The organism is Modestobacter sp. L9-4, assembly GCF_019112525.1.
GTDB lineage: Bacteria > Actinomycetota > Actinomycetes > Mycobacteriales > Geodermatophilaceae > Modestobacter.
In genome coordinates this window covers 4,168,408-4,193,683 of record NZ_CP077800.1, presented here as the reverse complement: position 1 = coordinate 4,193,683, position 25,276 = coordinate 4,168,408, and the positions used below count along the sequence as shown (strand labels likewise).

The 25,276-nt window shown below is 74.3% G+C and carries 27 protein-coding genes and 1 pseudogene; 12 read left to right on the top strand and 16 right to left on the bottom strand.

The annotated features are described in order from the left end of the window. Positions 1-39 precede the first annotated feature (39 nt). On the bottom strand, positions 40-489 hold the full coding sequence (cynS, locus tag KUM42_RS19940; protein WP_237494249.1) for a cyanase: 450 nt from the start codon (positions 487-489) through the stop codon (positions 40-42). 217 nt (positions 490-706) lie between these two features. Then, the gene (locus tag KUM42_RS19935) at positions 707-2,092 is read right to left on the bottom strand and encodes an MFS transporter (protein WP_237494248.1); all 1,386 of its coding nucleotides are present in this window, start codon (positions 2,090-2,092) and stop codon (positions 707-709) included. A 145-nt stretch (positions 2,093-2,237) separates the two neighbouring features. On the opposite strand from KUM42_RS19935, the gene KUM42_RS19930 reads away from it, so the two are divergent. The 4 genes from KUM42_RS19930 to KUM42_RS19915 all read left to right on the top strand — a co-directional run bounded on the left by KUM42_RS19930 (position 2,238) and on the right by KUM42_RS19915 (position 6,723). After that, complete coding sequence (locus tag KUM42_RS19930; protein ID WP_237494247.1) at positions 2,238-3,032, top strand: hypothetical protein; 795 nt, start codon at positions 2,238-2,240, stop codon at positions 3,030-3,032. Between the two features lie 78 nt (positions 3,033-3,110). Next, entirely contained in the window at positions 3,111-4,877 is a 1,767-nt protein-coding gene (locus tag KUM42_RS19925; RefSeq protein ID WP_237494246.1) for a hypothetical protein, read from the top strand. 62 nt (positions 4,878-4,939) lie between these two features. After that, a complete protein-coding gene (locus KUM42_RS19920) occupies positions 4,940-6,268 on the top strand; it encodes a hypothetical protein (protein WP_237494245.1) in 1,329 nt (442 codons plus the stop codon). Next, complete coding sequence (locus tag KUM42_RS19915) at positions 6,163-6,723, top strand: hypothetical protein (protein WP_237494244.1); 561 nt, start codon at positions 6,163-6,165, stop codon at positions 6,721-6,723. Before KUM42_RS19920 ends, KUM42_RS19915 begins: the two co-directional genes overlap by 106 nt. 21 nt (positions 6,724-6,744) lie before the next feature. Here the strand turns inward: KUM42_RS19915 and KUM42_RS19910 are convergent, their stop codons facing one another. Next, positions 6,745-7,533 carry an AraC family transcriptional regulator gene (locus KUM42_RS19910; protein WP_237494243.1) on the bottom strand — a complete coding sequence of 263 codons (789 nt, stop codon included), beginning with the start codon at positions 7,531-7,533 and terminating at the stop codon, positions 6,745-6,747. 50 nt (positions 7,534-7,583) lie between these two features. On the opposite strand from KUM42_RS19910, the gene KUM42_RS20210 reads away from it, so the two are divergent. Together KUM42_RS20210 and KUM42_RS20205 are read left to right on the top strand one after the other, a co-directional pair. After that, the gene (locus KUM42_RS20210; protein WP_255557524.1) at positions 7,584-7,811 is read left to right on the top strand and encodes a DUF2000 domain-containing protein; all 228 of its coding nucleotides are present in this window, start codon (positions 7,584-7,586) and stop codon (positions 7,809-7,811) included. Next, positions 7,805-8,014 carry a DUF2000 family protein gene (locus KUM42_RS20205; protein ID WP_255557602.1) on the top strand — a complete coding sequence of 70 codons (210 nt, stop codon included), beginning with the start codon at positions 7,805-7,807 and terminating at the stop codon, positions 8,012-8,014. The genes KUM42_RS20210 and KUM42_RS20205 overlap by 7 nt, the downstream gene beginning before the upstream one ends. A gap of 38 nt (positions 8,015-8,052) precedes the next feature. On the opposite strand, the gene KUM42_RS19900 is transcribed toward KUM42_RS20205, so the two are convergent. Beyond that, positions 8,053-8,679: a hypothetical protein gene (locus tag KUM42_RS19900; RefSeq protein ID WP_237494242.1), complete on the bottom strand. Its 627-nt coding sequence runs from the start codon at positions 8,677-8,679 to the stop codon at positions 8,053-8,055. 500 nt (positions 8,680-9,179) lie between these two features. Here KUM42_RS19900 and KUM42_RS19895 point away from each other — a divergent pair, with 500 nt between their 5' ends. Continuing rightward, on the top strand, positions 9,180-9,578 hold the full coding sequence (locus tag KUM42_RS19895) for an alpha/beta hydrolase (protein WP_237494241.1): 399 nt from the start codon (positions 9,180-9,182) through the stop codon (positions 9,576-9,578). Positions 9,579-9,642: 64 nt separating this feature from the next. On the opposite strand, the gene KUM42_RS19890 is transcribed toward KUM42_RS19895, so the two are convergent. After that, entirely contained in the window at positions 9,643-10,203 is a 561-nt protein-coding gene (locus KUM42_RS19890) for a LysR family substrate-binding domain-containing protein (RefSeq protein ID WP_255557601.1), read from the bottom strand. Further along, on the bottom strand, positions 10,200-10,511 hold the full coding sequence (locus KUM42_RS20355) for a LysR family transcriptional regulator (RefSeq protein WP_304610723.1): 312 nt from the start codon (positions 10,509-10,511) through the stop codon (positions 10,200-10,202). The genes KUM42_RS19890 and KUM42_RS20355 overlap by 4 nt, the downstream gene beginning before the upstream one ends. An 86-nt stretch (positions 10,512-10,597) precedes the next feature. Between KUM42_RS20355 and KUM42_RS20475 the strand changes: the two are divergent. Together KUM42_RS20475 and KUM42_RS19870 are read left to right on the top strand one after the other, a co-directional pair. Continuing rightward, positions 10,598-11,340 (top strand): annotated as a pseudogene (locus KUM42_RS20475) (SDR family oxidoreductase). A gap of 170 nt (positions 11,341-11,510) precedes the next feature. Beyond that, positions 11,511-11,822 (top strand): NAD(P)-binding domain-containing protein, encoded by a 312-nt coding sequence (locus KUM42_RS19870; protein WP_237494239.1) that lies wholly within the window; start codon positions 11,511-11,513, stop codon positions 11,820-11,822. Between the two features lie 33 nt (positions 11,823-11,855). On the opposite strand, the gene KUM42_RS19865 is transcribed toward KUM42_RS19870, so the two are convergent. The 7 genes from KUM42_RS19865 to arfB form a co-directional block, all read right to left on the bottom strand. Then, complete coding sequence (locus KUM42_RS19865) at positions 11,856-12,215, bottom strand: Rieske (2Fe-2S) protein (protein WP_237494238.1); 360 nt, start codon at positions 12,213-12,215, stop codon at positions 11,856-11,858. Continuing rightward, a complete protein-coding gene (nirB, locus tag KUM42_RS19860; RefSeq protein ID WP_237494237.1) occupies positions 12,212-14,752 on the bottom strand; it encodes a nitrite reductase large subunit NirB in 2,541 nt (846 codons plus the stop codon). The genes KUM42_RS19865 and nirB overlap by 4 nt, the downstream gene beginning before the upstream one ends. After that, positions 14,752-17,328 carry a molybdopterin oxidoreductase family protein gene (locus KUM42_RS19855; protein WP_237494236.1) on the bottom strand — a complete coding sequence of 859 codons (2,577 nt, stop codon included), beginning with the start codon at positions 17,326-17,328 and terminating at the stop codon, positions 14,752-14,754. The genes nirB and KUM42_RS19855 overlap by 1 nt, the downstream gene beginning before the upstream one ends. 102 nt (positions 17,329-17,430) lie before the next feature. Then, complete coding sequence (locus tag KUM42_RS19850) at positions 17,431-17,757, bottom strand: MmcQ/YjbR family DNA-binding protein (protein ID WP_237494235.1); 327 nt, start codon at positions 17,755-17,757, stop codon at positions 17,431-17,433. A gap of 27 nt (positions 17,758-17,784) precedes the next feature. Further along, entirely contained in the window at positions 17,785-18,108 is a 324-nt protein-coding gene (locus KUM42_RS19845; protein ID WP_237494234.1) for a hypothetical protein, read from the bottom strand. Beyond that, on the bottom strand, positions 18,105-18,518 hold the full coding sequence (locus KUM42_RS19840; RefSeq protein ID WP_237494233.1) for a hypothetical protein: 414 nt from the start codon (positions 18,516-18,518) through the stop codon (positions 18,105-18,107). Before KUM42_RS19840 ends, KUM42_RS19845 begins: the two co-directional genes overlap by 4 nt. Positions 18,519-18,625: 107 nt before the next feature. Continuing rightward, complete coding sequence (gene arfB, locus KUM42_RS19835; RefSeq protein WP_237494232.1) at positions 18,626-19,063, bottom strand: alternative ribosome rescue aminoacyl-tRNA hydrolase ArfB; 438 nt, start codon at positions 19,061-19,063, stop codon at positions 18,626-18,628. A 71-nt stretch (positions 19,064-19,134) separates the two neighbouring features. Here arfB and KUM42_RS19830 point away from each other — a divergent pair, with 71 nt between their 5' ends. Both KUM42_RS19830 and KUM42_RS19825 read left to right on the top strand, forming a co-directional pair. Next, positions 19,135-19,782, top strand: coding sequence for a hypothetical protein (locus KUM42_RS19830; protein WP_237494231.1), 648 nt, complete (start codon positions 19,135-19,137; stop codon positions 19,780-19,782). Between the two features lie 104 nt (positions 19,783-19,886). Beyond that, positions 19,887-20,669, top strand: coding sequence for a hypothetical protein (locus tag KUM42_RS19825; protein ID WP_237494230.1), 783 nt, complete (start codon positions 19,887-19,889; stop codon positions 20,667-20,669). A 27-nt stretch (positions 20,670-20,696) separates the two neighbouring features. On the opposite strand, the gene yidD is transcribed toward KUM42_RS19825, so the two are convergent. The 3 genes from yidD to KUM42_RS19810 all read right to left on the bottom strand — a co-directional run bounded on the left by yidD (position 20,697) and on the right by KUM42_RS19810 (position 22,457). Next, positions 20,697-21,176, bottom strand: coding sequence for a membrane protein insertion efficiency factor YidD (yidD, locus tag KUM42_RS19820; RefSeq protein ID WP_237494229.1), 480 nt, complete (start codon positions 21,174-21,176; stop codon positions 20,697-20,699). Next, entirely contained in the window at positions 21,176-22,033 is an 858-nt protein-coding gene (locus tag KUM42_RS19815; protein ID WP_237494228.1) for an SDR family oxidoreductase, read from the bottom strand. Before KUM42_RS19815 ends, yidD begins: the two co-directional genes overlap by 1 nt. 274 nt (positions 22,034-22,307) lie before the next feature. Then, positions 22,308-22,457: a hypothetical protein gene (locus KUM42_RS19810; RefSeq protein WP_237494227.1), complete on the bottom strand. Its 150-nt coding sequence runs from the start codon at positions 22,455-22,457 to the stop codon at positions 22,308-22,310. 163 nt (positions 22,458-22,620) lie between these two features. Here KUM42_RS19810 and KUM42_RS19805 point away from each other — a divergent pair, with 163 nt between their 5' ends. Next, entirely contained in the window at positions 22,621-25,242 is a 2,622-nt protein-coding gene (locus KUM42_RS19805) for an RNA helicase (RefSeq protein ID WP_237494226.1), read from the top strand. Positions 25,243-25,276 lie beyond the last annotated feature (34 nt).

Genomic DNA, 25,276 nt, shown 5'->3' with positions numbered 1-25,276 from the left:
CTGGCGGGTGCAGGGGGGTCGTGTGGGTACGTGCGGGGGTCACCAGCGGTAGTCGAGGAACTTCCCGTCGAGGGTGATGACGACGCGATCGCCGTCGGGGTCCGGGCGGCGGGCGATGTCGATCTTGAAGTTGATCGCGCTCATGATCCCGTCGCCGAACTCCTCGTGGATGAGCGCCTTGAGGGCCGGGCCGTAGACCGACATGGCCTCCATAAGCCGGTAGACCGTGGGGTCGGTGAGCAGGGCCGGGTCCGAGCCGCGGGACGGCTGCAGCTGCAGGCTCTCGGCCACGGTCTCGTCGAGCTCCAGCAGCGTGCAGACCCCCTCGGCCTGCTCGCGGCTCATCGGGTGCTGGCCGAGCAGGGCGGCGGTGCACCAGACCAGCGGTGCGCCGATCCGGTCGGCGATCTGCGACCAGGACAGGCCGTGCCTGATCCGGGCGGCGACCACCAGGTCGGCGGCGTCGGACCTGGTGAGGATCGGGGACATCGAGCTCCTCGTGGTGGGTGGACGGGACGCTGTGCGGTGGCTGTGCGTCCCGGTGACCCGACCCTAGGGAGCCCGGATGACGGCCTCCGTTCGCCGGCGTGACCGGCGCGGGACGCGCACCGCACCGCGGCCGGGGACCACCGTGCGGCCGCGGGAACGCGCCTACAACGCACGGCGGGCGGGGCGCCGACCGCGCCCCGCCCGCCGTCCCCGGGCCTCAGACCCCGGCGAGCCGGTTGCCCGGACGCAGGTAGACCGCCCAGGTGACGACGACGCAGACGGCGTAGAAGGCGATGAACGCGAGGTAGGCGCTGTCGCCGGTCTTCGTCTCCAGGAACGACTGGCGGAAGGCCAGGTTGACCAGCACCCCGCCGAAGGCACCGACCGCGCCGGCGATGCCGATCAGCGCCCCGGACCGGCGCAGCGCCAGCCGGTCGGCTGCGACCGTGTCGCCCCCGGCGGCCACGGCGTCCATGGCCTTGGCCCGGAAGATCGCCGGGATCATCTTGTAGGTCGAGCCGTTGCCGAGGCCGCTGAGGACGAACAGCGCCACGAACCCGACGAGGAACAGCGGCAGCGACTGCTGCTTGCTGGCCATCAGCACCACCGTGGCACCGGCCGCCATGGCGATGAAGGTGCAGAAGGTGATCCGGGCGCCGCCGAAGCGGTCGGCCAGCGAGCCGCCGAGGGGGCGGATGAGCGAACCGAGCAGCGGGCCGAGCCAGGTGAGCTGCGCGGCCGCCAGCGGGGTGGCGAAGTCGTCGTGGAACTGGTTCTGCAGCACCTGGCCGAAGGCGAACCCGAAGCCGATGAAGGAGCCGAAGGTGCCGATGTAGAGGAAGGACATGATCCAGGTGTGCGGCTCGCGGGCGACCTCGCGCATCGCCCGGGGCTGGTTGCGCGCCGAGGTCAGGTTGTCCATCACCAGTGCGGCGCCCACCGCGGCGAGCACGATGAAGGGCAGGTAGACATAGAGCACGACCCGCGGGCTGTCGGCGCCTGCGGTGGCCAGCACCAGCAGGCCCACCAGCTGGATCACCGGGACGCCGAGGTTGCCGCCGCCGGCGTTGAGCCCGAGCGCCCAGCCCTTGAGCCGGGTCGGGTAGAAGGCGTTGATGTTGGTCATGGAGCTGGCGAAGTTGCCACCGCCGACGCCGGCGAGGCAGGAGACGAACAGCAGCGTGCCGAAGGAGACGCCCGGCTCGAGCACGATCGCGGTGGCGATGGTCGGCACCAGCAGCAGGGCGGCGCTGAAGATCGTCCAGTTGCGGCCGCCGAACTTGGCGACGGCGAAGGTGTAGGGCAGCCGGACGAAGGCGCCCAGCGCGGTGGGCAGGGTGGTGAGCAAGAACTTCCCGGCCGGGTCGATGCCGAACACCGGCTCGGGCAGGAACAGCACCATCACCGACCACAGGCTCCAGATGGAGAAACCGATGTGCTCGGAGAAGACGGAGAAGAACAGGTTGCGGCGGGCGACGCCCTTGCCGGTGGACTCCCAGAAGTCGGGGTCTTCGGGGCGCCAGTCATCGATCCAGCGGCCACCGAGGCGGCCGGGCTGGTGCGGGGTCGTCGGAGCGGTGGTCTCGGTGACGGAGCTGGCCATGACGGAACGGTGGCGGGTCGGTATGGCCTCGCCGTTGCCGCAGCGGTGACCTCGTGTTCCGTTGTGCTCACCGCCCCTGCCCCGCTGTGGTGAGGGCCGCCGGTGGCCGGGTGCGTTCCCGCCCCGGCCGCGCCATGATCACCGCGTGAGGGACTCCCGTGGGAACGAGCGCGCCCCCGGCCGCGACCTGGTCGAGACCGGTGAGCTGGTCGCCGGCTCGATGACCCGCGCCGTCGCGGGGCTGCTCTTCGACCCCGAGGGCAGCGCCGTGCGGCTGGACGAGCGACTGGCCTCCTGCCTGCGCGAGGCCGCCACCTCCGCCGCCGGGTTGCCGCTGACCTGGGAGCGCGCCCGCGCCGGCGCCGTCCTCGCGTTCGCCGCCGAGCTGTCGGTCACCCGCGCAGCCCAGGGGCGGGCGGTGCGCGGCGACGGCTTCTTCACCGTCAGCACGGCGGCCCGCTCGGCCGCCGAGCGCCTGGTCGAGGACGTCGTCCAGGCCGCGCGGACCACCACCGAGGAGCGCCGGGTGCGGCACCTGGGCTACCTGGTCGCCGAGGTCGTGGTCTCCCCCGACGTCGACACCGCGCTGGCCGCTCGTGCGCTGCAGCTGGCGCAGTCGTGCAGCTGGCGGCAGCTGGTGTTCCTGGCCGCCGTCGGACGGCGCGACCGGGCGCCGCTGCCCCTGGGGTCGCTGGACGACGAGCCGCTCGCCTGGCGGGCGTGGGGCGCCCGCGAGGACGTCACCGACCTGCAGCGCGCCGGCCTGCTCGACCCGCCGCCGGCGCTCGCCCGGCCCGGCGCGGTGCGCGCCCGGCTGCGTCCGGCCGACCTGCGGCTGACCCGCCGCGGGGTGCTGGTGCACCGCCTGCTGGCGCTGGACTTCGTGCGCGAGGAGGACGTGGCCGCGGCCCTGGCCGACCTGGACCTCGCCACCCCCTGAGCCCTCTCCCCTGGACCGCCTCCGTGCAGGGTCGGCGTCGATGGACGACGCTGGTGGCCCGGCAGGACGGAGGGGCACGTGCACATCGACGACGACGTCTCCGGGCCGGCCGGCCCCTGGCCCCTGGCCGTGCTGCTCACCGACGACCGGGCCGGCGCCGAGGCGCTGGTGACGGCTGCGCTGGCCGGGCGGCATCGTGAGCCCGCCGGGCTGCGGCGGGCGGTCGCGGTGGCCGCGCTGGACTCCCCCGACGCCGCCGCTCCCCCACCGGCGGCGTCCGCGCTGCGGGACCCGGGCGCCGAGGCGCTCACCGACGCCCTGCGCGCGCTCCCCCGGGCGATCCGCACGCTGGCCGTCGTCTCCCTGCTGGACCCGGCGACCGCCTCCACGCTCGGCGGCACACCCGCCGAGGCGGTGGCCGCGCTGCGCGCGGAGCTCGCCCGCCAGGACGCGCGGCAGCGGGCGGAGCGGGAGCGCTTCGAGGCCCCCTTCCGCGCACCCGGCTCGCCGCCACCGCCGTCCGAGCCCGACCGCACGCCGCTGCCCGACCGGCTGCGCGCCCTGGCCGCCCGGACGCCGCTCTCGGACGCGCAGGCCGCCGCGCTCGACCACGACGCGGACGACCGGCGCCGCGACCGGCGACGGGCCCGGCGGCGCGTGCTGGCCGCGGTGCTGGTGCTGGCCGGACTGGTGGCGCTGGTCCGCGTCGTCCCGTGGCCCGGGGAGCCGGTCCCGCCCGTCGACGTCTTCGCCGGGCCCACCCGGGGCTCGCTCGCCGGGGACGCCGCCTTCCTCGCCGAGCTCCGCGACCAGAGCTGGGCCGGCACCGACCTGGCCACCGAGCCCCCGCCACCGAGCCGCCGGGTCGTGTGGGCCGACGACGTGGAGGGCGGCCGCGCCGCGCTCGTGGTCAGCGGCGAGGGCATCGACTTCGCCGCCGCCTGGTTCGCCGGCCCGCCCGGGGCCGCGCCCCGCGGGATGCGCGTGCAGGCCGTGCAGCTGGGCCCGGACCGGACGCTGCCGGTGGCGCTGGCCGCGCCGGTCAGCGGCGCGCTCGTGGTCGTCGGTGCCCCCGGTGACCAGGTGACGGTCTCCCCGCGGCCGGAGGTCACCGCCGGCGGCAGCGTGACCCGCAGCTGGTCACCGGCCGAGACCGTCGACGGCGTGGCCGCGGTGACGCTGCAGCAGTCGACGCGCACCGACTCCCCCGCGGTGCGCTTCCGCGTCACGCGGGCCGACCGCGAGCTGCCGGCCGGCCCGGTCGACGTCGTCACCGAGTCCGACCCCGGCCCGCCCTGGCTGCCCCGGCTGCGGAACGCGCCGGGGCCCGCGGTCGGCGACACCGCGGTGAACCAGCAGCTGCAGGACCTGCTGGGCCGGCTGGGCCAGCGCGCCGACATCTCCGGGACGACGGTGCTGTGGGCCGGCGACCTGCCCGGACGCGACGCCCGCACGGTGCGCACCGCCGTCGTCGCGGTGCCGCAGCCCTCCGGGGCGGTCGTGCTGACCGCACCGTTCGGGTACGCCCGCGACCTCAGCGGCCAGGCCGACAGCAGCACGTGCGTCACCGGGGTCCTCCCGTCGGGGCCGCCGCTCGCCCAGCGGGTGGTGGCGCTGCGCTGCGCGTTCGGGGCGCCGGAGCCGCTGCTGCTCGTCGTCGCGCCCCGCGGCGCCGACCGGGTGCGGCTGCTCGACGCCGCCGGCGAGGTCCTCGACGACCGCGCGATGGACGACGGCGTCGCGGTGGTCACCTCCCCCGGGCTGGTCACCGGCGTCGAGGTCGACACCCCCGCGGACGGCACCGTCAGCGCGCCGGTGCTCCAGGACGCCGACCTGCGGGGCTGAGCCCGCAGCGCGGCCGGCGCTCCCGTGGTCCACCCTGGGAGCGCCCGCGGGACGGAGGACACGTGCTCACCCACCAGCCGGGCCCGGACGACGACGTCCCCGGGCCCTCGGCGGTCTGGCCGCTGGCCGTGCTGCTCGGCGACGACCGCGCCGCCGCCGAGGAGCTGGTGTCCGACGCCCTGGCCGGACGCCGCTCGCCGACGCGGGCGGTCATCAGGGCGGCGCTGCGCGTCCCGGACGACGCTCCCCGGCCGGCACCGCCGGTGCCCGCGCCGGGCCCGCCCACGGGCAGCGAGGCGCTGACCGCGGCGCTGCGCGCGCTGCCCCGGCGCACCCGCACGCTGGCCGTCGGCGGCCTGCTCGACCCGCCCGCCGCTCGCACCGTCGCGGACGCCGCGGAGGTCGACCGGGCGGTCGCCGCGCTGCGGTCCGAGCTGGCGCACCAGGACGAGCGGCAGCGGGCCGAGCGGGACCACTACGAGGCGCTCTTCCGTCCGCCCGGCTCCCCCGCACCGCCGTCCGAGCCGGACCGCACGCCGCTGCCCGACCGGCTGCGCGCGCTCGCCGCCCGCACCCCGCTCGCCGGAGACGAGGCCGCCGGGCTGGTGCAGGACTCCGGCGCCCGCCGCCGGTCCCGCCGGCGCACCCGGCTGCAGGTGCTGGCCGCCGTGCTCGTCGCGGGGGTGGTCGCGGCGGTGGCCATGCTCGTGCCACGCCCCGTGGACCCCTCGACCCCGGCCCCGGCTCCGGGGGTCGACGTCTACGCAGGCCCCCCGCGGGGCTCCCTGTCCGCCGACCCGGTGTTCCTCGAGGCGCTGCGGGCGCGGACCTGGTCGGCCACCGACCTGGCGACCGATCCGCCGCCCACCGACCACCGGGTTGTGTGGGCCGGGGAGGTCGACGCCGGTCGCGCCGCACTGCTGGTGAGCGGGGAAGGCACCCCGGACTTCGCGGTCGCCTGGTTCGCCGGCCCGCCCCGGGCGACGGCCGGACAACTGCGGCTGCAGGCGGTCCACCTCGACCCGGACACCGCGGTGCCGGTCGCGTTGACCGCCCCGGTGAGCGGCGCGCTGGTGGTGGTGGGCGCACCCGGTGACCGCGTGCAGGTCTCCGCGCGGGCGGTGCTCGGCGCGGACGGCACGGCCTCGCGCACCTACTCCTCCGCCGACACCGACCGCGGGGTCGCCACCGTCGCGCTCCCCGCTCGACACCCGGTGCCCACCCGGCGGTGCGGTACAAGGTCCTGCGCGACGGGCGGCCGCTCGACACCGCACCCCCCGACGTCGTGGCCGAGCCCGACCCCGGCCCCGCGTCGCTGCCGGGGCTGCGGCCCGCGCCCGTCCCCTCGCCGGTCGACGCGGTCCTCGACCAGCGCAGGCGCGACCTCCTGAGCCGGCTGGGTCAGCGCGCCGACAGCTCCGGGACGACGGTCCTGTGGTCCGGGGACGTGCCCGCCGGCGACGGCCGGCCGACGCGGGTGGGCATGGTCGCCGTGCCGCAGCCCGCCGGCTCCGTCGTCGTCGCCGCGCTCCACGGCCGGGACGACGGGACGGCCGGGACGTGCGCGCCCGGTGTGCTGCCGGCCGGCCCGCCCCTGGACCGGCTGGCGGTCGCGCTGCCCTGCGACCTGGGCGGGCCGTCGTCGCGCCTGCTCGTCGTGGGACCGCCCGGGGACGACGTGCTGCGGCTGCTGGACGCCGACGGCGTCCTGCTCGAGGAGCGGCCGATGGACGACGGGGTCGCCATGGTCGCCCCACCCGGCCGGCTCGCCACGGTGCAGGTGCGCACCGCCGACGGCCGCATCCTCCTCGCCCGGACGCCGGCGCCGCTCGCGCTCGGCGACTGACCGCTCGGGGTCGCGGCCGGCTCAGCTCCCCGACCGGGCGTAGGCAGCCGGCGTCGTGTCCAGCATCCGGCGGAAGTGCCGGGTCAGGTGCGACTGGTCGACGAACCCGGCCGCGGTCGCCACCTCCGCGGCCGGCATGCCCGCGAGCAGCAGCCGGCGGGCCAGGTCGATCCGGCGGCCGGTGAGGTAGCGGTGCGGCGGCAGCCCGTGCCGGCGGGTGAACGCGCGCACCACCGACGTCGGGTGCACGCCGAGGGCCGCGGCGGTCTCGGCCAGCGGAAGGCCCTCGGCCACCCGGGCGTCGATCAGGTCGCGGACCCGGTCGGCGAGCGCGTCGTCCCGTCCGTCCGGGGCGGTCACGACGGCGCGGTCGAGGTGCTGGGCCAGCCGCTCCAGCACGAAGGCCAGCCGGCTCTCCGCCTCCAGCGCGTCCCCGCCCGGGCGCAGCACCGCGTGCAGCGCCGACAGCCGGCTGCGCAGCGCGGCGTCGTCGACGCCGGGCTGGTCGACCGCCGTGCCGACCCGCTGCGCGCCGAGGGTGCCCGGCTCCAGGTAGAGCACGCGCTTGCGGAAGCCCGCCGGTGAGGACGAGCGGCCGTCGTGCGGGACACCCGGCGGCAGCAGGGTGACCAGGCCGCGGGTGGCGCCGTGCGGGTGCCGGTCCAGGTCGTAGGCGACCGCGCCGTCGTCGACGAGCAGCAACGTCCACGCCTCGTGGGTGTGCGCCGGGTAGACGTGGTCGGTGAAGTGCGCGTGCAGCACCTCGGTCAGCCCCGGCACGCCGGGCCGCCACGCCACGACCTCGGCCACGTCAGGAACGTACAAGACCGACGTCGAGCTCCGGGCCGAGGCTGAGCGGCATGACCTCCCCCGACGAGCTGCCCCGCTGGGCCACCAAGATCGCCGTCCTGCTGCGGGAGGACCTCGCTCCCTGGCAGGCGCTCAACGTCACCTCGTTCCTGGTCAGCGGCATCGTCGCGACCGGCACGGAGCTGGTCGGCGAGCCCTACGAGGACGCCGACGGCACCCGCTACCTGCCGATGATCCGGCAGCCGGTGCTGGTGCTCGCCGGCCCGGTGAGCTGCTGAGCACCGCACGCACCCGGGCCCTGGAGCGCTCGCTGACGCCCGCCGTCTTCACCGCCGAGCTGTTCAGCACCCCCGGCGACGTGCAGAACCGGGCCGCCGTCCGCGCGGTGGCCGGCGCGGACCTCGACCTGGTCGGGCTCGCCGTCCACGGCCCGAAGAACGCCGTCGACAAGGTCATGAAGGGCGCCCGCATGCACCCGTGAGCCGCGGCTCCGGCGGGCATGCCCCCGCGGTGTGGTCCTCAGTCGGTGCGGATGCCGGACTCGAGCACCGCCCGGACGAAGCGGTACTGCGCACCCTCGTCGACGACGTCCCCCTGGTCCGTCATCAGCCCGCAGCCGGGCCGGACCACCGCGCTCCACCCGACCGGCCCGGGGACCCGGTGGACACCGCCCCACAGGTCCTCTGCGGGCACGTGGTGACGGCCCGCGGTGTCGAAGACGGCGTCCCGGATCACCGAGGAGGGGAACGGCGGCGGCGGTGGCCGGACGTCGTCGCCCGGCGGCGACCAGGCGCGCCGCGCGTCCGCGGTGTGGCGGTCGGCTGCGTCGGCCGCCAGCTGCCGCAGCGGGCCGTCGGCCACCAGCTCCAGTGCATCGGGGACCAGGACGTGCCGCCGGAGATCGGGCAGCCGGTCGGGGTGCATCCCGGCCGCCGTCCGGTCCAGCAGCAGCTGCCACCACACCAACCAGGCCACGGCCAAGCCGGCGTCCGGCGCCGTCGTCCGTGCCGGGACGGCGATCCCGGGCGGGACGTCCGGTGACGGGGGCACGGGTGTCCCGAGCTCGTCCCGGCACCGCAGCGCGACCGACAACGCGGTGGCGGTGCCCACCTCGAACCGCCACGACATGCTGCCGGTCCGGTGCACAGCGCGCTCCTCCGTGTCGGGTGCACCAGTAGAGCACCGGCAGACCTCCCGGGCGCCGCCGCGGCCGCCCGGCAAGACCCTCGAGAGCGGCCACTTCGGCCGACCTTTGGCGAGCCGGCCGAGAAATGCTGCCTACCACCGAGCTGATGCTCATCGTGTATGAGCCAGGACCAAGAAGGTCTTGGACGGGCTGCGGTTGCGATCTCAAAGTGGAGAGATCGACGAAGGAGAACACCGTGCAAGCAACTCCATACCCGGCCCTGGATCCCACTGCGACGCTGTGGTCGAGGGCATCCGGACGTGATGCCCAGGACTTGTTGATCATGAGGCACGGGTGGAGTCACGACGAACGCCACTTGTTCACGTTCCAGGACCGCCTGCCCGCTGAGCTGACCATCGCGTCGGTCCGCGCGCCGATCGCTGAAGCGGGCGGCTACGCCTAGTTCCCCAGCAGCGGCAACCCGATCGGGAACCCACGCCCTGCTGTGGCCAACGCGGCTGTGGCCGCTGTCTTGGACTGGTTCGATGCGCTGCCTGCATACCGGTCGGTCGGGCTGATGGGGTTCTCACAGGGGGAAGCGATGGTGTTGCAGATGCTGCGCCATCGCCCGACCCAGTTCGCCTATGGCGTGCAACTGGGCGGCTTCGTCGTCGACGACCGGCAGACCGGTGATAAGGAACTGCGCGCCCTGCGGCCCCCGGTGTTCTGGGGACGCGGCCCGCGGGACACGGTCATCCCTGCTTCGGCGGTCCGCCGCACAGCGGTCTTCGCCGGTCCGCACACCTCCACGACGGAGCGGGTCTATCCGCAGCTGGGCCATGACGTGGCCGGTGCCGAGGTGGGGGACTTCGCTGACTTCGTCGCCGCGCAGGTCCGCCGGCCCACGTCCATCGGTTGACCGTGCCCATCCAGGTCATCTCGCTCGCCGCGTGGATGACGACAGTGACGGCTGCCCCGTAGGGTCAGCTCAGGGGCACCGCGCATGCAGCGACGAAGTCGGCGATGAGCGGGGTGGATCGGGACCCTTCCCACGCCAAGCAGACCTCGCTCGGCTCGAGGTCGCGGACGGGGACGTAGGCGACGTCGGGCCGTCGGTAGAAGCGGGCGGTCGACAGCGGCAGGACGGCGATGCCGCTGCCGACCGCGACCATCTCCAGCTTCTCCTCCACGGTTCGGCTGGGCCGTGCGGCGGCAGGCCGCCGTTGCCGCAGCTCCTCGCCAACAGCGGCCCATTCCGGCACCGCTGCTGGGTCCTGCAGCAGGTGCTCGTGCCGGAAGTCGCCCAGCTCGACGGAATCGCATCCCGCAAGCGGATGCGCTGCGGGGAGCATCACGACCCGTTGCTCGACGAACAACGGCACGACCTCCAGCCCCGTCCGGTCGAAGGGCCTGCGCAGGTAACTGACGTCGGCGCGACCGTCGTGCAGGACCCGCACCTGGTCCTCCCACCCGGTCCGCAGCACCTCCACCGTCACCTCGGGGTGGGTGGACTGGAACGCGCGGACGGCCTCGGTGACGGTCAGCCCGGCATGAAGCCGACGGTGAAGACGGCCGCCCCACGCGCCGCCACAGCGACGCGGCGCCGTACGGCGGTGGCCGTCGCGAGCAGCGCATCGGCGTCGTCGCGCAGCTGCCGGCCGATGGCCGTGAGCTGGGTGCCGCGGGTGTCGCGGAGGAAGAGCTGCACGCCGAGCTCGTCCTCCAACGCACGGATCTGCCGGGACAAGACGGGCTGGGCAATCATCAGCGTCTCGGCTGCTCGACCGAAGTTCAGCGCATCCGCCACGGCGACGAAGTAGCGCAGCTTGCGGAGATCCAGGTCGGCGTTCACCGCGTCATCGTCGCACTCATACCCAAAGGGTGTCAGTGGCGACGAAAGAGGTCTTGGACGTTGCAGCAGAGCCGCGGCAAGACTCGATGTGTCCCCAGGAAAGGAACATCGTGACTCTCAACAACGCGCGAGTCGTCATCATCGGCGGCACGTCAGGCATCGGTCTTGCCACCGCACACGCTGCAATCGACGCCGGCGCCGAGGTCGTCATCGCCTCCAGCCGCCAGTCCAGCGTCGACACAGCGCTCAACGAGCTGACGGCAAGCGCGACGGGGCATGCCCTCGACGTGCTCGACGAGGCCAGCGTCGCTGCCTTCTTCGCCCAGGTGGGCGACTTCGACCACCTCGTGTTCACCGCCGGTGAGCCCCTGAGCCTGCTGGCCGTCGACGGTCTGGACCTCGACCAGGCGCGGGCGTTCTTCCAGATCCGCTACTTCGGCGCGCTGAACGCAGTCAGCAAGGCGGTATCTCACATCCGTCCGGCGGGTCCATCACCCTCACGTCGGGAGCCGCCCGCACGCGCCCCGGAGCCGGCTGGGCCGTCGCATCCAGCCTGTGCGGCGCCACGACCAGCCTGGCGAAGGCCCTGGCGGTGGAGCTCGCCCCGATCCGCGTCAACGTGGTGGAGCCCGGCGTCGTTCGCAGCCCCCTGTGGGGCGGCATGACACAGGAGCAGCAGCAGGCCATGTTCGCCGAGCAGGCCCGCGTGGTCCCGGTCGAGCGGGTCGGCGAGGTCGAGGACGTCGCCCGCGCGTTCGTCTACGCCATGACCCAGACCTTCATGAGCGGCACCACCGTCGCCGTGGACGGCGGCGCACTGCTCGTCTGAGCAGGCACTGACGACCATTCCAGCCTCAGCCGAGGCGACGTCGCGATCCTGGGCCGGGTGGACCAGCCCCTCGGGGTTGGTCCACCCGGCCTGGCGACCGGACGTGTCGGCGCGCACCGCCGACGACGTGCGGAGCACGCCGAATCCACTGCAAGGACCGGAGAACGCGCATGAGTGACACCGCCAAGACCCTCACGGCCCGAGCCGACATCGGGGTGGTCGGGATGGCGGTGATGGGCTCGAAACTGGCCCGCAACCTGGCCAGCCGCGAGGGCGACAGGGTGGCGGTCTACTCCCCCGAGCGCACGCGCACCCTGGTCGCCGAGCACCCCGAGGCCGGCTTCGTCGCCGCGGAGTCGATCGAGGACTTCGTCGCCTCCCTCACCCGCCCGCGGACGGCGATCGTTCGTCCTGTCGGAGCGACGTCCCGTCTCTCCGGACGACGCGGGCTCCGCCGTGGCCTCACCCGGATCAGCGAGTGAAGCCGCGTCGGCCGACATGGCCTCGGACAGGCGTCAGACGGTGACGACGAGCTGTCCGGACTCCTCGTGGACCGGGTACACCCGCAGCGGGGCCGCGCCGCCGGGGCTGGTGCCGTCGGTCCAGCGGAACGTGTAGAGATGCAGCGGGCAGACCAGCACGGTCAGGTCGGTCTGCCCGTCGGCCAGTGGTCCGCCGGCGTGCGGGCAGGCGGCCTGGGTGGCGTGCAGCGAGCCGTCGCGCAGCCGGAACACCGCGACCTGGACCCCGTCGACGACGAAGGCCCGCCCCTCCCCCGGCGGCACGTCCTCGACCCGGCCGACGACGTGCGGGGTGCCCGCCGGCACCGCCTGGGTGCCGAACAGGCCTGCGGCCTCGCGCTGCGTGACGCTCATCGGACCGGCACCAGCGGCAGCTCGACCAGCGGCAGCGCGGTGCGGAACTGACCGGGGGTGGCCGGCGCCTTGCCGTCCTGGCCCCACGGGTCGGTGTAGGCGTCGATCGACTGCTGCATGTTCTCGTCGAGTGCGGCGCAGATGCCCTCGCTGTCCTCGAGCAGCACGGCCTTGATCTTCTCCAGGCCGATGCGGGGCACGAAGTCGTAGGTGCGCTCGAGCCAGTTGGCGTTCTCCCGGTAGTACTGCATGAACCGGCCCGACAGCTCGATCACCGCCTCCGGTGAGTCGACGGTGGCCAGCAGGTCGCCCTTGCGGATGGTCGCCCCGGCGGCACCGCCGACGTACACCTCCCACTTGCCGTTCCCGACGGCGACGACGCCGACGTCCTTGACGTAGGCCTCGGCGCAGTTGCGGGGGCAGCCGACCACCGCCAGCTTCATCTTCGCCGGGCTCTCGATGCCCTGGAAGCGGGTCTCCAGGTCGATGCCGAGCTGGGTCGAGTCACCGAGGCCGAAGCGGCAGAAGTCGCTGCCGACGCAGGTCTTCACGGTGCGGAAGCTCTTGCCGTACGCGTAGCCCGAGGGCATGCCCAGGTCGTTCCACATCGCCGGCAGGTCCTCCTTGCGGACCCCGAGCAGGTCGATCCGCTGCCCACCGGTGATCTTGACCATCGGGACCTCGTACTTCTCGGCCACGTCGGCGATCGTGCGCAGCTGCGCGGGGGTGGTGACCCCGCCCTTGATCTGCGGGACGACGGAGAACGTGCCGTCGCGCTGGATGTTGCCGTGCACGCGGTCGTTGATGAACTTCGCGTCGTTCTCCTGGACCGCGTCCTTGCCCCAGATCATCCGGAGCAGCGACGTCAGGCCCATCTTCGACTTGGCGTCCTCCGCGCCGCCGGGTGCCAGCGCGGCGAACACGGCCGAGGGGCTGAGCAGCCCCCGCTCGCGGATCGCGGTCATCAGCTCCGGCTTGGCCATCGGGATGCCGGGCACGTACCAGCTCGCGGTGGGGTCCTCGACGACGTCGCCGTCGGCGGCCCACTCGACGATCTGCTTCACCAGCCCCTTGCAGGACCCGCAGCCCTTGCCCGCGCGGGTCTTGTCCATCACCGACCCGACGCTGCCGCAGCCGCCGGCGACCGCCTCGCAGATCGCGCCCTTGGTGACGCCGTTGCAGTTGCAGACCTGCGAGTCGTGCGGCAGCTCGGCCACGCCCACCTCGGCGTCGCCGTCGGAGAGGTCGACCAGCAGCTTGATCCGCTGCTCGGGCAGCGGCGTCCCGCGGTCGAAGGCCTGGGTCAGGTAGGCGACCTTGCGGGTGTCCCCGAGCAGCGTGGCGCCGATGAGCTTGTCGTCGCGGACGACGACGGACAGGTGCACCCCGCGCCGCGGCTCGGAGATGACCAGGAACTCGTCGGTGTCCCGCTCGGGCCGGTTGACCCCCATCGTGGCCACGTCGACGCCGGCGACCTTGAGCTTGGTCGCCGTCCGGGAGCCGTGGTACGCGGCGTCCGGGTCGGTGCCGGTGAGCAGGTCGGCGAGCACCCGGGCCTGCTCCCAGACCGGGGCGACCAGGCCGTAGAGCTCGCCGCGGTGCTGCGCGCACTCCCCCACGGCGTAGACGTCGGGGTCGTCGGTGCGCAGCTGGTCGTCGACGACGATGCCGCGCTCGACCTCGATGCCGCTCATCAAGGCGACCTCGGTGACCGGCCGGATACCGGCGGCGATCACCAGCATGTCGGCGTCGATCGCCCGGCCGTCGGCCAGGACGACGCCGCGGACCCGGTCGGGGCCGATGACCTCGGTGGTGCGGGTGGCCAGGTGGACGACGATGCCCAGCGCCTCCACGGACTGCTTGAGGATCGCCCCGCCGTCGGGGTCCAGCTGCTGGTTCATCAGATGGGTGCCGGCGTGCACGACCTCGACGGCCAGCCCGTGCTCCTGGAGCCCGCGGGCGGCCTCCAGACCGAGCAGCCCGCCGCCGACGACGATCGCCTTGTCGTGCTCGGCGGCCGCGGCGAGCATCGCGCGGGTGTCGTCGATGGTGCGGAAGCCGAAGACGCCGGGCAGCAGCTGGTCCTCGGCCCGGTACAGCCCGGTCATCGGCGGGATGAACGAGCGGCTGCCGGTGGCGATGACGAGCTGGTCGTAGGGCGTCGTCGTCCCGTCGGCGGCGTGGACGACCTTGGCGTGGGTGTCGATTCGCAGCACCCGGACGCCGGCCCGCAGGGCGACGCCGTTGTCGGCGTACCAGTCTTGGCTGTTCAGGACGATGTCGTCCTCGTGCTCCTCACCGGCCAGCACGTGGCTGAGCATGATCCGGTTGTAGTTGCCGTGCGGCTCCTCACCGAAGACGGTGATCGCGAACTGGTCGCCGCCGCCGCGCTCGAGCACCTCCTCGACCACGCGGGCGCCGGCCATGCCGTTGCCGATGACGACCAGGCGCTGGCGGGTGTCGATCCCGTCGGCCTCGTCCATCGCGAAGTGCAGCGTGCTCACGCCCTCGGGGCGCCCACCCAGCACAGCAGTCATCAGACCTCCACCAGTCCCAGGTCGACCACGATCTCGCCGGTGACGCCCAGGGGCGCCGCCGCGTGCAGCTCGACGACAGTGCCGCCGTCGAGGTCCTCGACCACGCGCAGCGGCACGTGGCAGTCGCCCTTGGCCCCGATCGGGAACCAGCGCATCGGCTCTCCGTCGCGCACCAGCAGCAGGTAGACCAGCTCGTCGGTGGAGTTGCCGCCGCGGAAGTACAGCGCCTGCGCCGTCCTCCCCTCCGGCACCTGGTAGCGCAGCGCCGGGTCGACCGGGCCGGGCTTACCCAGCCCCTCGCCGGTGATCGCGTAGACGCCGGACAGGAAGCGCGGGGTGCTCTTCACGCTGGTGGTCCTCCTCCGTGACGGGGCGTGCGGGGTGTGGGCCGTGGCTGGGACGTGGGCGCCGGGCTGCGGCTGGGCGGCCGGCTCGGGTGCGGGGATGCGCTCGGCAGCGGGGCCGACGCGGGTGAGCGCGACCGCGCAGACCTTGAAGGCCGGCATCCGGCTGGTCGGGTCGAGGGCGGGGTCGGTGAGCGCGTTGGCGCTGGCGCCGCCGCCCCAGTGGAAGGGCACGAAGACGACGTCGGGCCGGATGGCGTCGGTGACCTGGGCGGTGAACCGGGACCGGCCGCGGCGGGTGGCCAGCTCGACGACGTCGCCCTGCGCGACGCCGAGGCTGCGGGCCAGGTCGGGGTGCAGCTCGGCCCGGGGTACGGGGGCGATGAGCTGCAGGCTCTTGCTGCGGCGCGTCTGGGTGCCCGACTGGTACTGGGCCAGCACCCGGCCGGTGGTGAGCACGAGGGGGTACTGCGCGTCGGGCCGCTCGTGGGCCTCGACGTGCTCCACGCGGTGAAAGCTCGCCCGACCGTCGGGGGTGGCGAACCGCTCGGTGAACAGCCGTGGGGTGCCGGGGTGCTCGGGGTCGGGGCAGGGCCAGAAGACGCCGTCCTCGGCGTCGATGCGGTCGTAGCTGATGCCGGAGTAGTCGGCGGCGCCCCCGGCGCTGGCCCGGCCGAGCTCGGCGAAGACGGTGCCGGCGTCCCCGCTGAACAGGTGGCCTACGCCTAGCCGGCCGGCCAGCTCGGCGAGGAGCTGCAGGTCGTCGCGCACCCCGGCGGGGGCGCTCATCGCCTGGCGGCGGCGGACCACCCGGCCCTCGAGGTTGGTCATCGTGCCCTCCTCTTCCGCCCACATGGCGCTGGGGAGGACGACGTCAGCGAGCTCGGCGGTCTCGGAGAGGAAGAAGTCGCTGACGGCGAGGAAGTCCAGGTCGCCGAGCCGGCTGATGACGCGGCGGGCGTCGGGGGCGGAGACGGCGATGTTGGAGGCCAGCACGAGCATCGCCCGCACGCCGCCGTCGGTGCCGAGCGCGTCGAGCATCTCGAAGGCGCTGCGGCCGGGGCCGGGGATCGACTCGGGGTCCACGCCCCACACGGCGGCGACGTGCGCGCGGGCCGACGGGTCGGTGATCTTGCGGTAGCCGGGGAGCTGGTCGGCCTTCTGACCGTGCTCCCGGCCGCCCTGCCCGTTGCCCTGGCCGGTGACGGTGCCCCAGCCGCTGCCCTCGCGACCGGGCAGGCCGAGGGCCAGGGCGAGGTTGATCCAGGCCAGTGCGGTGTCGGTGCCGCTGCGGTGCTGCTCGGCGCCCCGGGCGCTCAGCACGATCGACCGCTTCCCCCGGGCCAGGGCGAAGACGATGCGGCGCTGCTGGGCGACCGGCACGCCGGTGAGCCGCTCCACCCGGTCGGGCCAGTAGGCGGCGACACCCGCCCGGACCTCGTCGAAGCCGGTGGTGCGCGCGGCGACGTAGGGCTCGTCGACCAGGCCCTCGGCCAGCGCGATGTGCAGCAACCCGTTGGCCAGTGCGAGGTCGGTGCCCGGCAGCGGCTGCACGTGCAGGCTCGCGTTCTTCGCGGTGTTGGTGCGCCGCGGGTCGATCACGATGTGCTCGGCGCCCCGCGCCCGGCCGGCGTCGAAGTACTGCATCGCCGGCGGCATCGTGTCGGCCGGGTTGCTGCCCACCAGCACGACGACGTCGGCTTCGGCGAGGTCGGCGAGCGGGAACGGCATCCCGCGGTCCAGACCGAACGCCTTGATCGCGGCCCCGGCGGCCGAGGACATGCAGAACCGGCCGTTGTAGTCGATGGAGCTGGTGCGCAGCGCGACCCGGGCGAACTTGCCGAACTGGTAGGCCTGCTCGTTGGTCAGCCCGCCGCCCCCGAAGCAGCCCACGGCGTCCCGGCCGTGCTGCTGCTGAGTGGTGGTGATCGCGGTGACGATGCGGTCGAGGGCGTCGTCCCAGGTGCTCTCCACGAGCGGGCTGGTGCGGTCGCCGGGGACGGCGCGCACCAGCGGGCGCAGCAGCCGCTCCGGGTGGTCGAGCAGCTCGGGGGCCGACCAGCCCTTGGAGCACAGGCCGCCGCGGTTGACCGGGAAGTCGGCCGGCACCAGCGTCGGGGGGCGTTCGCCGGCGGTCATCGTCACGCCGCACTGCAGCGAGCAGTAGGGGCAGTGCGTGGCGGTGGTGCGCACCCCGGTCACCGGGTGCGGCAACGAGACGGCGGTGGACACGTAACGAGACTGCGGTGGCACGGTTTCCCGGCCGCTGCGCCTGCGTCAAGGTCGCGTTCCGTCGGCCTCACACCGTGCGCGGGACGGCCGTGCGGCGAGCGCTCAGTCGGGCAGCTGCCGCCGCAGGGACGCCGGGGCGCGCCGGGACCAGGCCGCGTGCAGCAGCTCGTCGAGCAGGTCGGTCTCCACCACGGCCAGGTCCACCCGCACACCGGGCGTGCTCGAGCCCCAGGTGAGCAGGGTGACACCGGGCTGCGCGGACGACGCCCGGGCCACCTCCTCCCCCACCAGCACGTTCATCACGCCGTCCGCCGGGACGGTGGCCAGCACCTTGCCGGCGCCGACGCGGAACGAGCGCCGCCCGTGGTGGTCGGCCTCGCTCACACCCGGCAGCGCGAGCACCGCTGCGACCGCCTGGTCGAGGTCCATCGCCGCACGGTAGGGCCGGGAGGGAGGTCAGCGGTCGGATCCGGTCCCGCTGGTCCGGTCGAGCCGCGCGTCGTGCCGCCGGACGACCAGCGCGCAGGCGACCACGCTCACGGCGACCGCAGAGCCCGGGACCGCGACAGCGGGCAGCAGCCCCTCGGTGGCCATGCCGCTCACGGTCAGCAGCAGGCACCAGCCCGTGACGGTCACAGCGATCGCCCACGGCCCCCCGCCCTCGTACGCCCTCGCAGCGGTGAGCCGTCGTGCGCGGTCCGCACGGAGCAGCGGCAGGACGAACCCGCCGACGGCGCAGAGCAGGCCGACGGCATGGACCAGCCACCAGGTCGGCGTCATGGGCGGGGACCAGTGGCGCGCCAGAGCGGCCCCGCGGCGGCGAGCAGGACGAGCGCCAGGACGGTGATGACCGCGGTGCCGACCCGGCCGAGGGTCACGCCGGCGCTCGTGTCGACCACCCAGTTCGCCCAGGCGTTGGCCGCGGCATCGGTGACCAGGACGGCCACCGAGAGGACGACGCCGCTGCGCCTCGCCCAGGCCAGCAGGACCGCGGCCAGCGGGTCCAGGACCGTCAGGCCGATGAAGTACCCCCGCAGCCAGCCGGGCAGCTGCGGGTACGGGGCGAGGCCGGCGCCCAGCAGCTGGACGACGTGCACCACCGTCCCGTAGGCCAGCAGCAGCACGGCCACGGCCACGACCCGGACGCGGCGCGGGGCGTCGGCCCACCTGGTCAGGCCACGCCGCGGCACGGCCGGACCGTACGCACTCCGCACGCCCGCGGCCAACGCCTGTGCGACGCCCGGGGCGTGACCCGGTGGGGCGTCCTGGTGGGCTCCTTACCGCCCGCGGTTCGGCGTCAGTCCCAAGACCCGCGCAGCCGCTTGGTCTGGCCGCGTTCCTTCTTGGCCTTGATCCGGCGCTCCTGCGATCCCCGCGAGGGCTTGGTCTTCCGGCGGGCCGGTGGCGGTGCGGCCACGGCGGCGCGCAGCACGGCGGCCAGCCGGGCCCGGGCGGCCTCCCGGTTGCGCAGCTGCTGGCGGTGCTCGCTGGCGGCGATGGTGAGGGCGCCGTCGACCAGCCGCGGCCCCAGCCGCTCGGTGAGCCGCGCACGCTGGGTCTCGGTGAGCCCGGGCAGCTCGAGCGGCGACACGACCAGCTCGACCCGGGAGTCGGCGGTGTTCACGCCCTGCCCGCCGGGCCCCGAGGACCGGGAGAACCGCCACGACAGCGCGGACGCCGGCACGACGAGCGAGCCGACGACCGGGAGGTCACCGAACGCGTCGTCACCAGCCACGTGCCCATCCTCCCTGGTCGGGGGCCGCGTCGACCACCGACTTCCGCCGCAGCCCTGGCAGGCTGCCGCGCATGAGCCCACCGCCGCCGCCCGCGCCGCCCCGATCGCGGGCAGCCGGCGGCCGGGAATCTCTCCTGCTGGGCGGCGCCGCTCTGCTGCTCGCGGTGGCCGCCGCACTCGTCGGAGGGCGGGGCTGGCCGCGCCCGGACCGGACGTCGTCGGGCTGGCAGGTGGCCGAGGTGCCCACGACTCTGCTGGTGCTGCTCGCCGTCGCTGCCGTCGTCTGCGTGGCCGTCGCCGCGGCGCTGACCCGGCCCTGGCAGCTGCCCTGGCCGGTCGCGGTCGTGTGGTGGCTGTTCGCCTTCGTCGCCGTGTTCGCGCACGGGTGGAACGACCTCTACTTCGCAGCCCTGGCCGACCCGGGCGGAGGCGCGATCATCCCGGTCTTCGACGGGTTCTTCACCTTCATCCCTGCGCTGGTCGTCGCACTGGCCGCCATCCCCGCCGGCCGGCAGGCCCAACTGCGCGCCGGCCTGGGCACGGCGGTGGTGGGTGTGCCATTGCTGGCGCTGGGATGGGCGATCTACGCGGCGCCGGGCGGGTACCTGTCCGCGGCACTGGGCTCGCTGTGGCCGACGGCCTTCTTCGGGGTCGCACCGGTGGCCGTGGCGTTGGCCCTCACCGTGCCGCTCAACCCGCGCAGCACCCCGACCGGGTGACCCGGGTGCCGGAGGCTCCCCCTGGGTGACGGGCGCGTCGCCCGGTCGGGTGCTCGTCACCCGCTCGGCTCGCCGAGGCCGTGACTGCGTGTGACGCTCCGGTGGTGACGAACGGGAGCGCGAACCACCTGCAGCTGGTCACCGGCACCGAGTTCACGGGCAACTCCGCCAGCGAGCAGCCCGTGTCCGTTGAGCTCGCGCAGGCGCAGGCCGCGGCCGCCGCCCAGGACGAGCGGTTCGCCGACCTGCTGGCCCGCGCGGAGCAGCTGGACGCGGCCGCCGCGCCGCCGGTCACCGGGACCCGGGCCCGCCTGCTGGTCGCGCTCACCGCCGGGCTCACCGTCCTGCTGGCCCTGCTCGGCAGCCAGCCCTGGCAGCTCCCCGAGCGGGTGGACGGCGCGGTCGCCACCGTCCCGCAGTCGCTGCTGTCGTTCCTGGTGCTGTGCGGTGCGCTGTGCGTCTGGGTGGCCGGCCGGGCGGTGCGCCCCGACCGCACCCTCGACTCCACCGGCGCCGTCCGCGTGTGGTGGCTGGTGCTGATCGGCGCCGCCGTCGTCTCGCTCACCGCCACGCTCTCGCTGACCTCGTACGCCGGCAGCGGGGAGCGGCCCGGCGGGCTGCTGGTGCGCTGCGCCGTCCCGCTGGTCCCCGCGCTGCTCGCCGGCGCGCTCGCCCGGGCCGACGGGCGCGGCGCCCGGGTCCGGGCCGCACTGGGCACCGGCGTCGTCACCGTGCCGATGACCGCGCTCGGGTGGTCGCTGCTGGCCTCGGCCGGCGCCGCGGCCGACCTCGGCGACGTGCTGGGCATGACCGTGCTGTCGGGGGCGGCCCCGCTGGCGCTGGCGGTGGCCTTCGTGGCCGCGGACCGCCGGCCGCGGGGCGCCTGAGACGACTGCTCGTCCCAGGCGCCTCGCTCAGGCCGGGACCGGGTCGGCACCGTGGGCGCCGCCGGGGCGGCACCGCACGAGCCGCCGGGCGGTGAGCCAGCTGCCGCGGAGCGCACCGTGCCGCTCGAGCGCCTCGACGGCGTAGGCCGAGCAGGTCGGCGTGAAGTGGCAGCACGCCGTCCGGCGCGGGCTGATGTCGCGCTGGTAGACGCGGACGGCGGCGATGAGCCGGTCGGCGACCCGGCCGTTCGGGCTCTCCGCCCGCACCCGGCGCAGGGTGCTCGGTGCGACCAGCGCCAGGTCCATCCCGCAGCCCAGCGACTCGGCCAGGCAGCAGCCGGTGTTGAGCAGGAAGAGGTCCCGCAGGCAGCCACCCCCGCCGCCACCGCCACGGCCGTAGCCGCGGCCGTAGCCGGGCGGCGGGCCGTACCCGTAGCCGCGGCCGGGGCGGCCGTAGCCACGTCGTCGACGTGGCCCGCCGCCGCCCCAGCCCCAGACGAAGACCATCAGAGGATCGGGTTCCCGCCGGTGACCGCGAGCCGGGCGCCGGAGATGTAGCTGCCCTCGTCGCTGGCCAGCAGCACGTAGGCCGGGGCGAGCTCGGCCGGCTGGGCGGCGCGGCCCAGCGGCACCTCGGAGCCGAAGCTGGCCACCTGCTCGGGGGGCAGGGTCGCCGGGATGAGCGGGGTCCACACCGGTCCGGGGGCCACGCTGTTGGCGCGGATGCCCTTGTCGCCGTACATCTGCGCCAGGCTGGCGGTGAAGTTGGCGATGGCGGCCTTGGTCATGGCGTAGGGCGCCAGGGTGGGCTTGGGCATGTCGGAGTTCACCGACGAGGAGTTCACGATCGCCGAACCCGGCCCCATGTGCGGGATCGCGTCCTTGCAGAGGACGAACATCGCGGTGAGGTTGGTGGCCACGGTGTGGTCCCACTCGTCGTCGCTGATCTCGTCCAGGGTGTCGTGGCTCATCTGGAACGCGGCGTTGTTGACCAGGATGTCGATGCCGCCGAGCTCCTCGACCGCCTTCGGGATGATCGTCTTGGCGTGCGCGCGGTCGGACAGGTCGCCGGGCACCAGGACGCACTTGCGGCCGGCCTGCTCGACGTACCTCGCGGTGTCCTGTGCGTCCTCGTGCTCGCTGAGGTAGGAGATGAGGACGTCGGCGCCCTCACGGGCGAAGGCGATCGCGACGGCGCGGCCGATGCCGCTGTCGCCGCCGGTGATGACGGCCCGCTTGCCGGTGAGCTTGCCGGAACCGACGTAGCTCTCCTCGCCGTGGTCGGGCTTCGGGGTCATCTCGGCGAGGACGCCGGGCGGGGTCTGCTGCTGCTCGGGCTGGGACTCGGGGCGGGGCGACGACACGGTGTTCCTCCTGCGGGCACGGGCGGCGGCACTCCGGGCGCTCTTCTCACGCGGCCGGCTCGTGGTGCGCCGGCCCGGTGCCGCTCCGCCGTCGGCCTACCCGGGCGTCGCCGTGGCGAACCCGAGACGGGTCCGTCGAGCCGGCGGACGCCGCACGTCCGGCCCCGGACGGCCAGCGACCCGGGAGGTGACGAGGAGGCGTGCCGCGCCTCGTCTCCTCCCGGGTCGCCGGTCGGATCTGCTGCCGTCCCACCGGGTGCCGGTGGGGTGTCCGTCAGGCCGCGCGGGACGCCGCCACGCGCACGCTGCTGCGCATCGGGACGACGGAACTGACCGGTGCGTCCCAGCGCATCTCGAGACGACGCCGTCCGGCACCGTCGACCACGGGGACCCACTTGAGCTCGGGGCACAGGTTCTCACGCATGACATCCACCTCTCGTTAACCTTCCGTTCACCTAATGTCCCACTGTTCGCCTCTTCATGCACGCACCGACCCGCTGAGACCGACTCGTGACCCGATCGGGTGACCTGCCGGCCCGCGGCCCGGCGCGGGAACGTCACGGGCATCGGGCACGCTGGAGGGCACGATGACGCTCTCCCCCGCCGGCACCGACGCGACCCCGGCCGACTCCCCCGCCACGGCACTGCCCTCCCCGGGCGCCACGCCGCTGATCGCCGACCCCGACGACCTCACCGACCTCGTGGCCCTGGGCAGCGACCCCGACGCCGTGTTCGCCCGGTTCGCCGAGTGGGCCGAGGCGTCGGGCACGGTGCTCTACCCGGCGCAGGAGGAGGCGCTGATCGAGCTTGTCAGCGGCGCGAACGTCGTCCTGGCCACCCCGACCGGCTCGGGCAAGTCACTCGTCGCGACCGGCGCGCAGTACGCAGCGCTGGCGACCGACCGGGTCAGCTTCTACACCGCACCGATCAAGGCGCTGGTCAGCGAGAAGTTCTTCGCCCTGTGCGGGGTCTTCGGCGCGGCCAACGTCGGCATGCTCACCGGCGACGCCAGCGTCAACGCCGACGCACCGATCATCGCCTGCACCGCCGAGGTGCTGGCCAACATCGCACTGCGTGAAGGGCCCGACGCCGACATCGGCCTGGTCGTGATGGACGAGTTCCACTTCTACGGCGACCCCGACCGCGGCTGGGCCTGGCAGGTGCCGCTGATCGAGCTGCCCAACGCCCAGTTCCTCCTGATGAGCGCCACCCTCGGCGACGTCACCACGCTGCGCGAGGACCTCACCCGGCGTACCGGCCGGCCCACCGCCCTGGTCGCCAACGCCGAGCGCCCGGTGCCGCTGTCGCACTACTACGCGACCACGCCGATGCACGAGACGATCGACGAGCTGCTGAGCACGAAGCAGGCGCCGGTCTACGTCGTGCACTTCACCCAGGCCACCGCGCTCGAGCGCGCGCAGGCGCTGATGAGCGTCAACGTCTCCACCAAGGAGGAGAAGGCCGCGATCGCCGACATGATCGGCGGGTTCCGCTTCTCCTCGGCGTTCGGGACGACGCTGTCGCGGCTGGTGCGCCACGGCATCGGCGTGCACCACGCCGGCATGCTGCCCAAGTACCGGCGGCTGATCGAGCAGCTGGCCCAGGCCGGGCTGCTCAAGGTCATCTGCGGCACCGACACCCTGGGCGTGGGCATCAACGTGCCGATCCGCACCGTGGTGTTCTCCGCCCTGAGCAAGTACGACGGCACGCGCACCCGGCTGCTCAACGCCCGCGAGTTCCACCAGATCGCCGGACGGGCCGGACGCGCGGGCTACGACACCGCCGGCACGGTCGTCGTCCAGGCGCCCGAGCACGAGGTGGAGAACCTCAAGCAGTTCGCCAAGGTCGCCGACGACCCGAAGAAGCGCCGCAAGCTGGTGCGCCGCAAGGCGCCCGAGGGCATGGTGCCGTGGAGCGAGGCCACCCAGCAGCGGCTGATCAACGCCGACCCCGAGCCGCTGACCAGCCACTTCAAGGTCTCCACCGGGATGCTGCTCAACGTGCTCGCTCGACCCGGTGACCCGTTCGCGGCCATGAAGCACCTGCTCACCGACAACCACGAGCCCCGCTCACGGCAGCGCAAGCACGTCCGCGAGGCGATCGGCATCGCCCGCGGCCTGCTGCAGGCCGGGGTCATCGAGCGGCTCGCCGAGCCCGAGCCCGACGGCCGCCGCTACCGGCTCACGGTCGACCTGCCGCCGGACTTCGCGCTCAACCAGCCCCTGTCCACGTTCGCCCTGGCCGCGATCGGGCTGCTCAACCCGGGCCCGGACGAGAACGGCGTCGACACCTACGCCCTGGACGTCGTCTCGGTCATCGAGGCCACGCTGGACGACCCGCGGCAGATCATCGCCGCCCAGCTGAACAAGGCCAAGGGCGCCGCGGTGGCGCAGATGAAGGCCGAGGGCATCGAGTACGACGAGCGCATGGAGCTGCTGGAGGAGATCACCTACCCCAAGCCGCTGGAGGAGCTGCTCGAGTACGCGTTCGAGACCTACCGCTCGTCCAACCCCTGGGTGGCCGACGCCCAGCTGTCGCCCAAGTCCGTGGTGCGGGACATGTGGGAGCAGGCGATGACCTTCCGCGAGCTGGTCAACACCTACCAGCTCACCCGCTCCGAGGGCGCCGTGCTGCGGTACCTGTCGGATGCGTTCAAGGCGCTGCGCTCCGGCGTCCCGGCCGACGCCCGCACCGAGGAGGTCACCGACATCGTCGAGTGGCTGGGCGAGCTCGTGCGCCAGGTCGACTCCTCGCTGCTGGACGAGTGGGAGGAGCTGACCAACCCCTCCGGCCCGCTCGACGCCCCGGTGTCGGTGCCGGCCCGGCCGCGCCCGCTCAGCGGCAACGAGCGGGCGTTCACCGCGATGGTCCGCAACTCCCTCTTCCGCCGCGTCGACCTCATCGCCCGGCGCCGCTGGTACGACCTCGGCGAGCTCGACGCGGCCTCCGGCTGGGACGCCGACCGGTGGGGTGAGGTCGTGCAGGCCTACTTCGCCGAGCACGGCGAGCTCAACACCGGCGGCGACGCCCGCGGCCCGGCGCTGCTGATCGTCGACAAGACCGACCCGCGGCTGTGGCAGGTGCGGCAGATCCTCGACGACCCGGCCGGCGACCACGACTGGGGCTTCGACGCCGAGATCGACCTGGACGCCTCCGACGAGGAGGGCGTGCTGGTCCTGCGCGTCGTGGACGCCGGCCGCAAGGACTGAACGAAGGACCCTCCTGCCCCCCACGCCTCGCGAG

Coding starts and splice junctions, on each gene's coding strand:
- cynS (WP_237494249.1), bottom strand. CDS start 489: ATGTCCCCGATCCTCACCAGGTCCGACGCCGCCGACCTGGTGGTCGCC.
- KUM42_RS19935 (WP_237494248.1), bottom strand. CDS start 2,092: ATGGCCAGCTCCGTCACCGAGACCACCGCTCCGACGACCCCGCACCAG.
- KUM42_RS20210 (WP_255557524.1), top strand. CDS start 7,584: ATGACCTCCCCCGACGAGCTGCCCCGCTGGGCCACCAAGATCGCCGTC.
- KUM42_RS19870 (WP_237494239.1), top strand. CDS start 11,511: ATGAGTGACACCGCCAAGACCCTCACGGCCCGAGCCGACATCGGGGTG.
- KUM42_RS19865 (WP_237494238.1), bottom strand. CDS start 12,215: ATGAGCGTCACGCAGCGCGAGGCCGCAGGCCTGTTCGGCACCCAGGCG.
- nirB (WP_237494237.1), bottom strand. CDS start 14,752: ATGACTGCTGTGCTGGGTGGGCGCCCCGAGGGCGTGAGCACGCTGCAC.
- KUM42_RS19850 (WP_237494235.1), bottom strand. CDS start 17,757: ATGGACCTCGACCAGGCGGTCGCAGCGGTGCTCGCGCTGCCGGGTGTG.
- KUM42_RS19845 (WP_237494234.1), bottom strand. CDS start 18,108: ATGACGCCGACCTGGTGGCTGGTCCATGCCGTCGGCCTGCTCTGCGCC.
- KUM42_RS19830 (WP_237494231.1), top strand. CDS start 19,135: ATGAGCCCACCGCCGCCGCCCGCGCCGCCCCGATCGCGGGCAGCCGGC.
- yidD (WP_237494229.1), bottom strand. CDS start 21,176: ATGGTCTTCGTCTGGGGCTGGGGCGGCGGCGGGCCACGTCGACGACGT.
- KUM42_RS19810 (WP_237494227.1), bottom strand. CDS start 22,457: ATGCGTGAGAACCTGTGCCCCGAGCTCAAGTGGGTCCCCGTGGTCGAC.
- KUM42_RS19805 (WP_237494226.1), top strand. CDS start 22,621: ATGACGCTCTCCCCCGCCGGCACCGACGCGACCCCGGCCGACTCCCCC.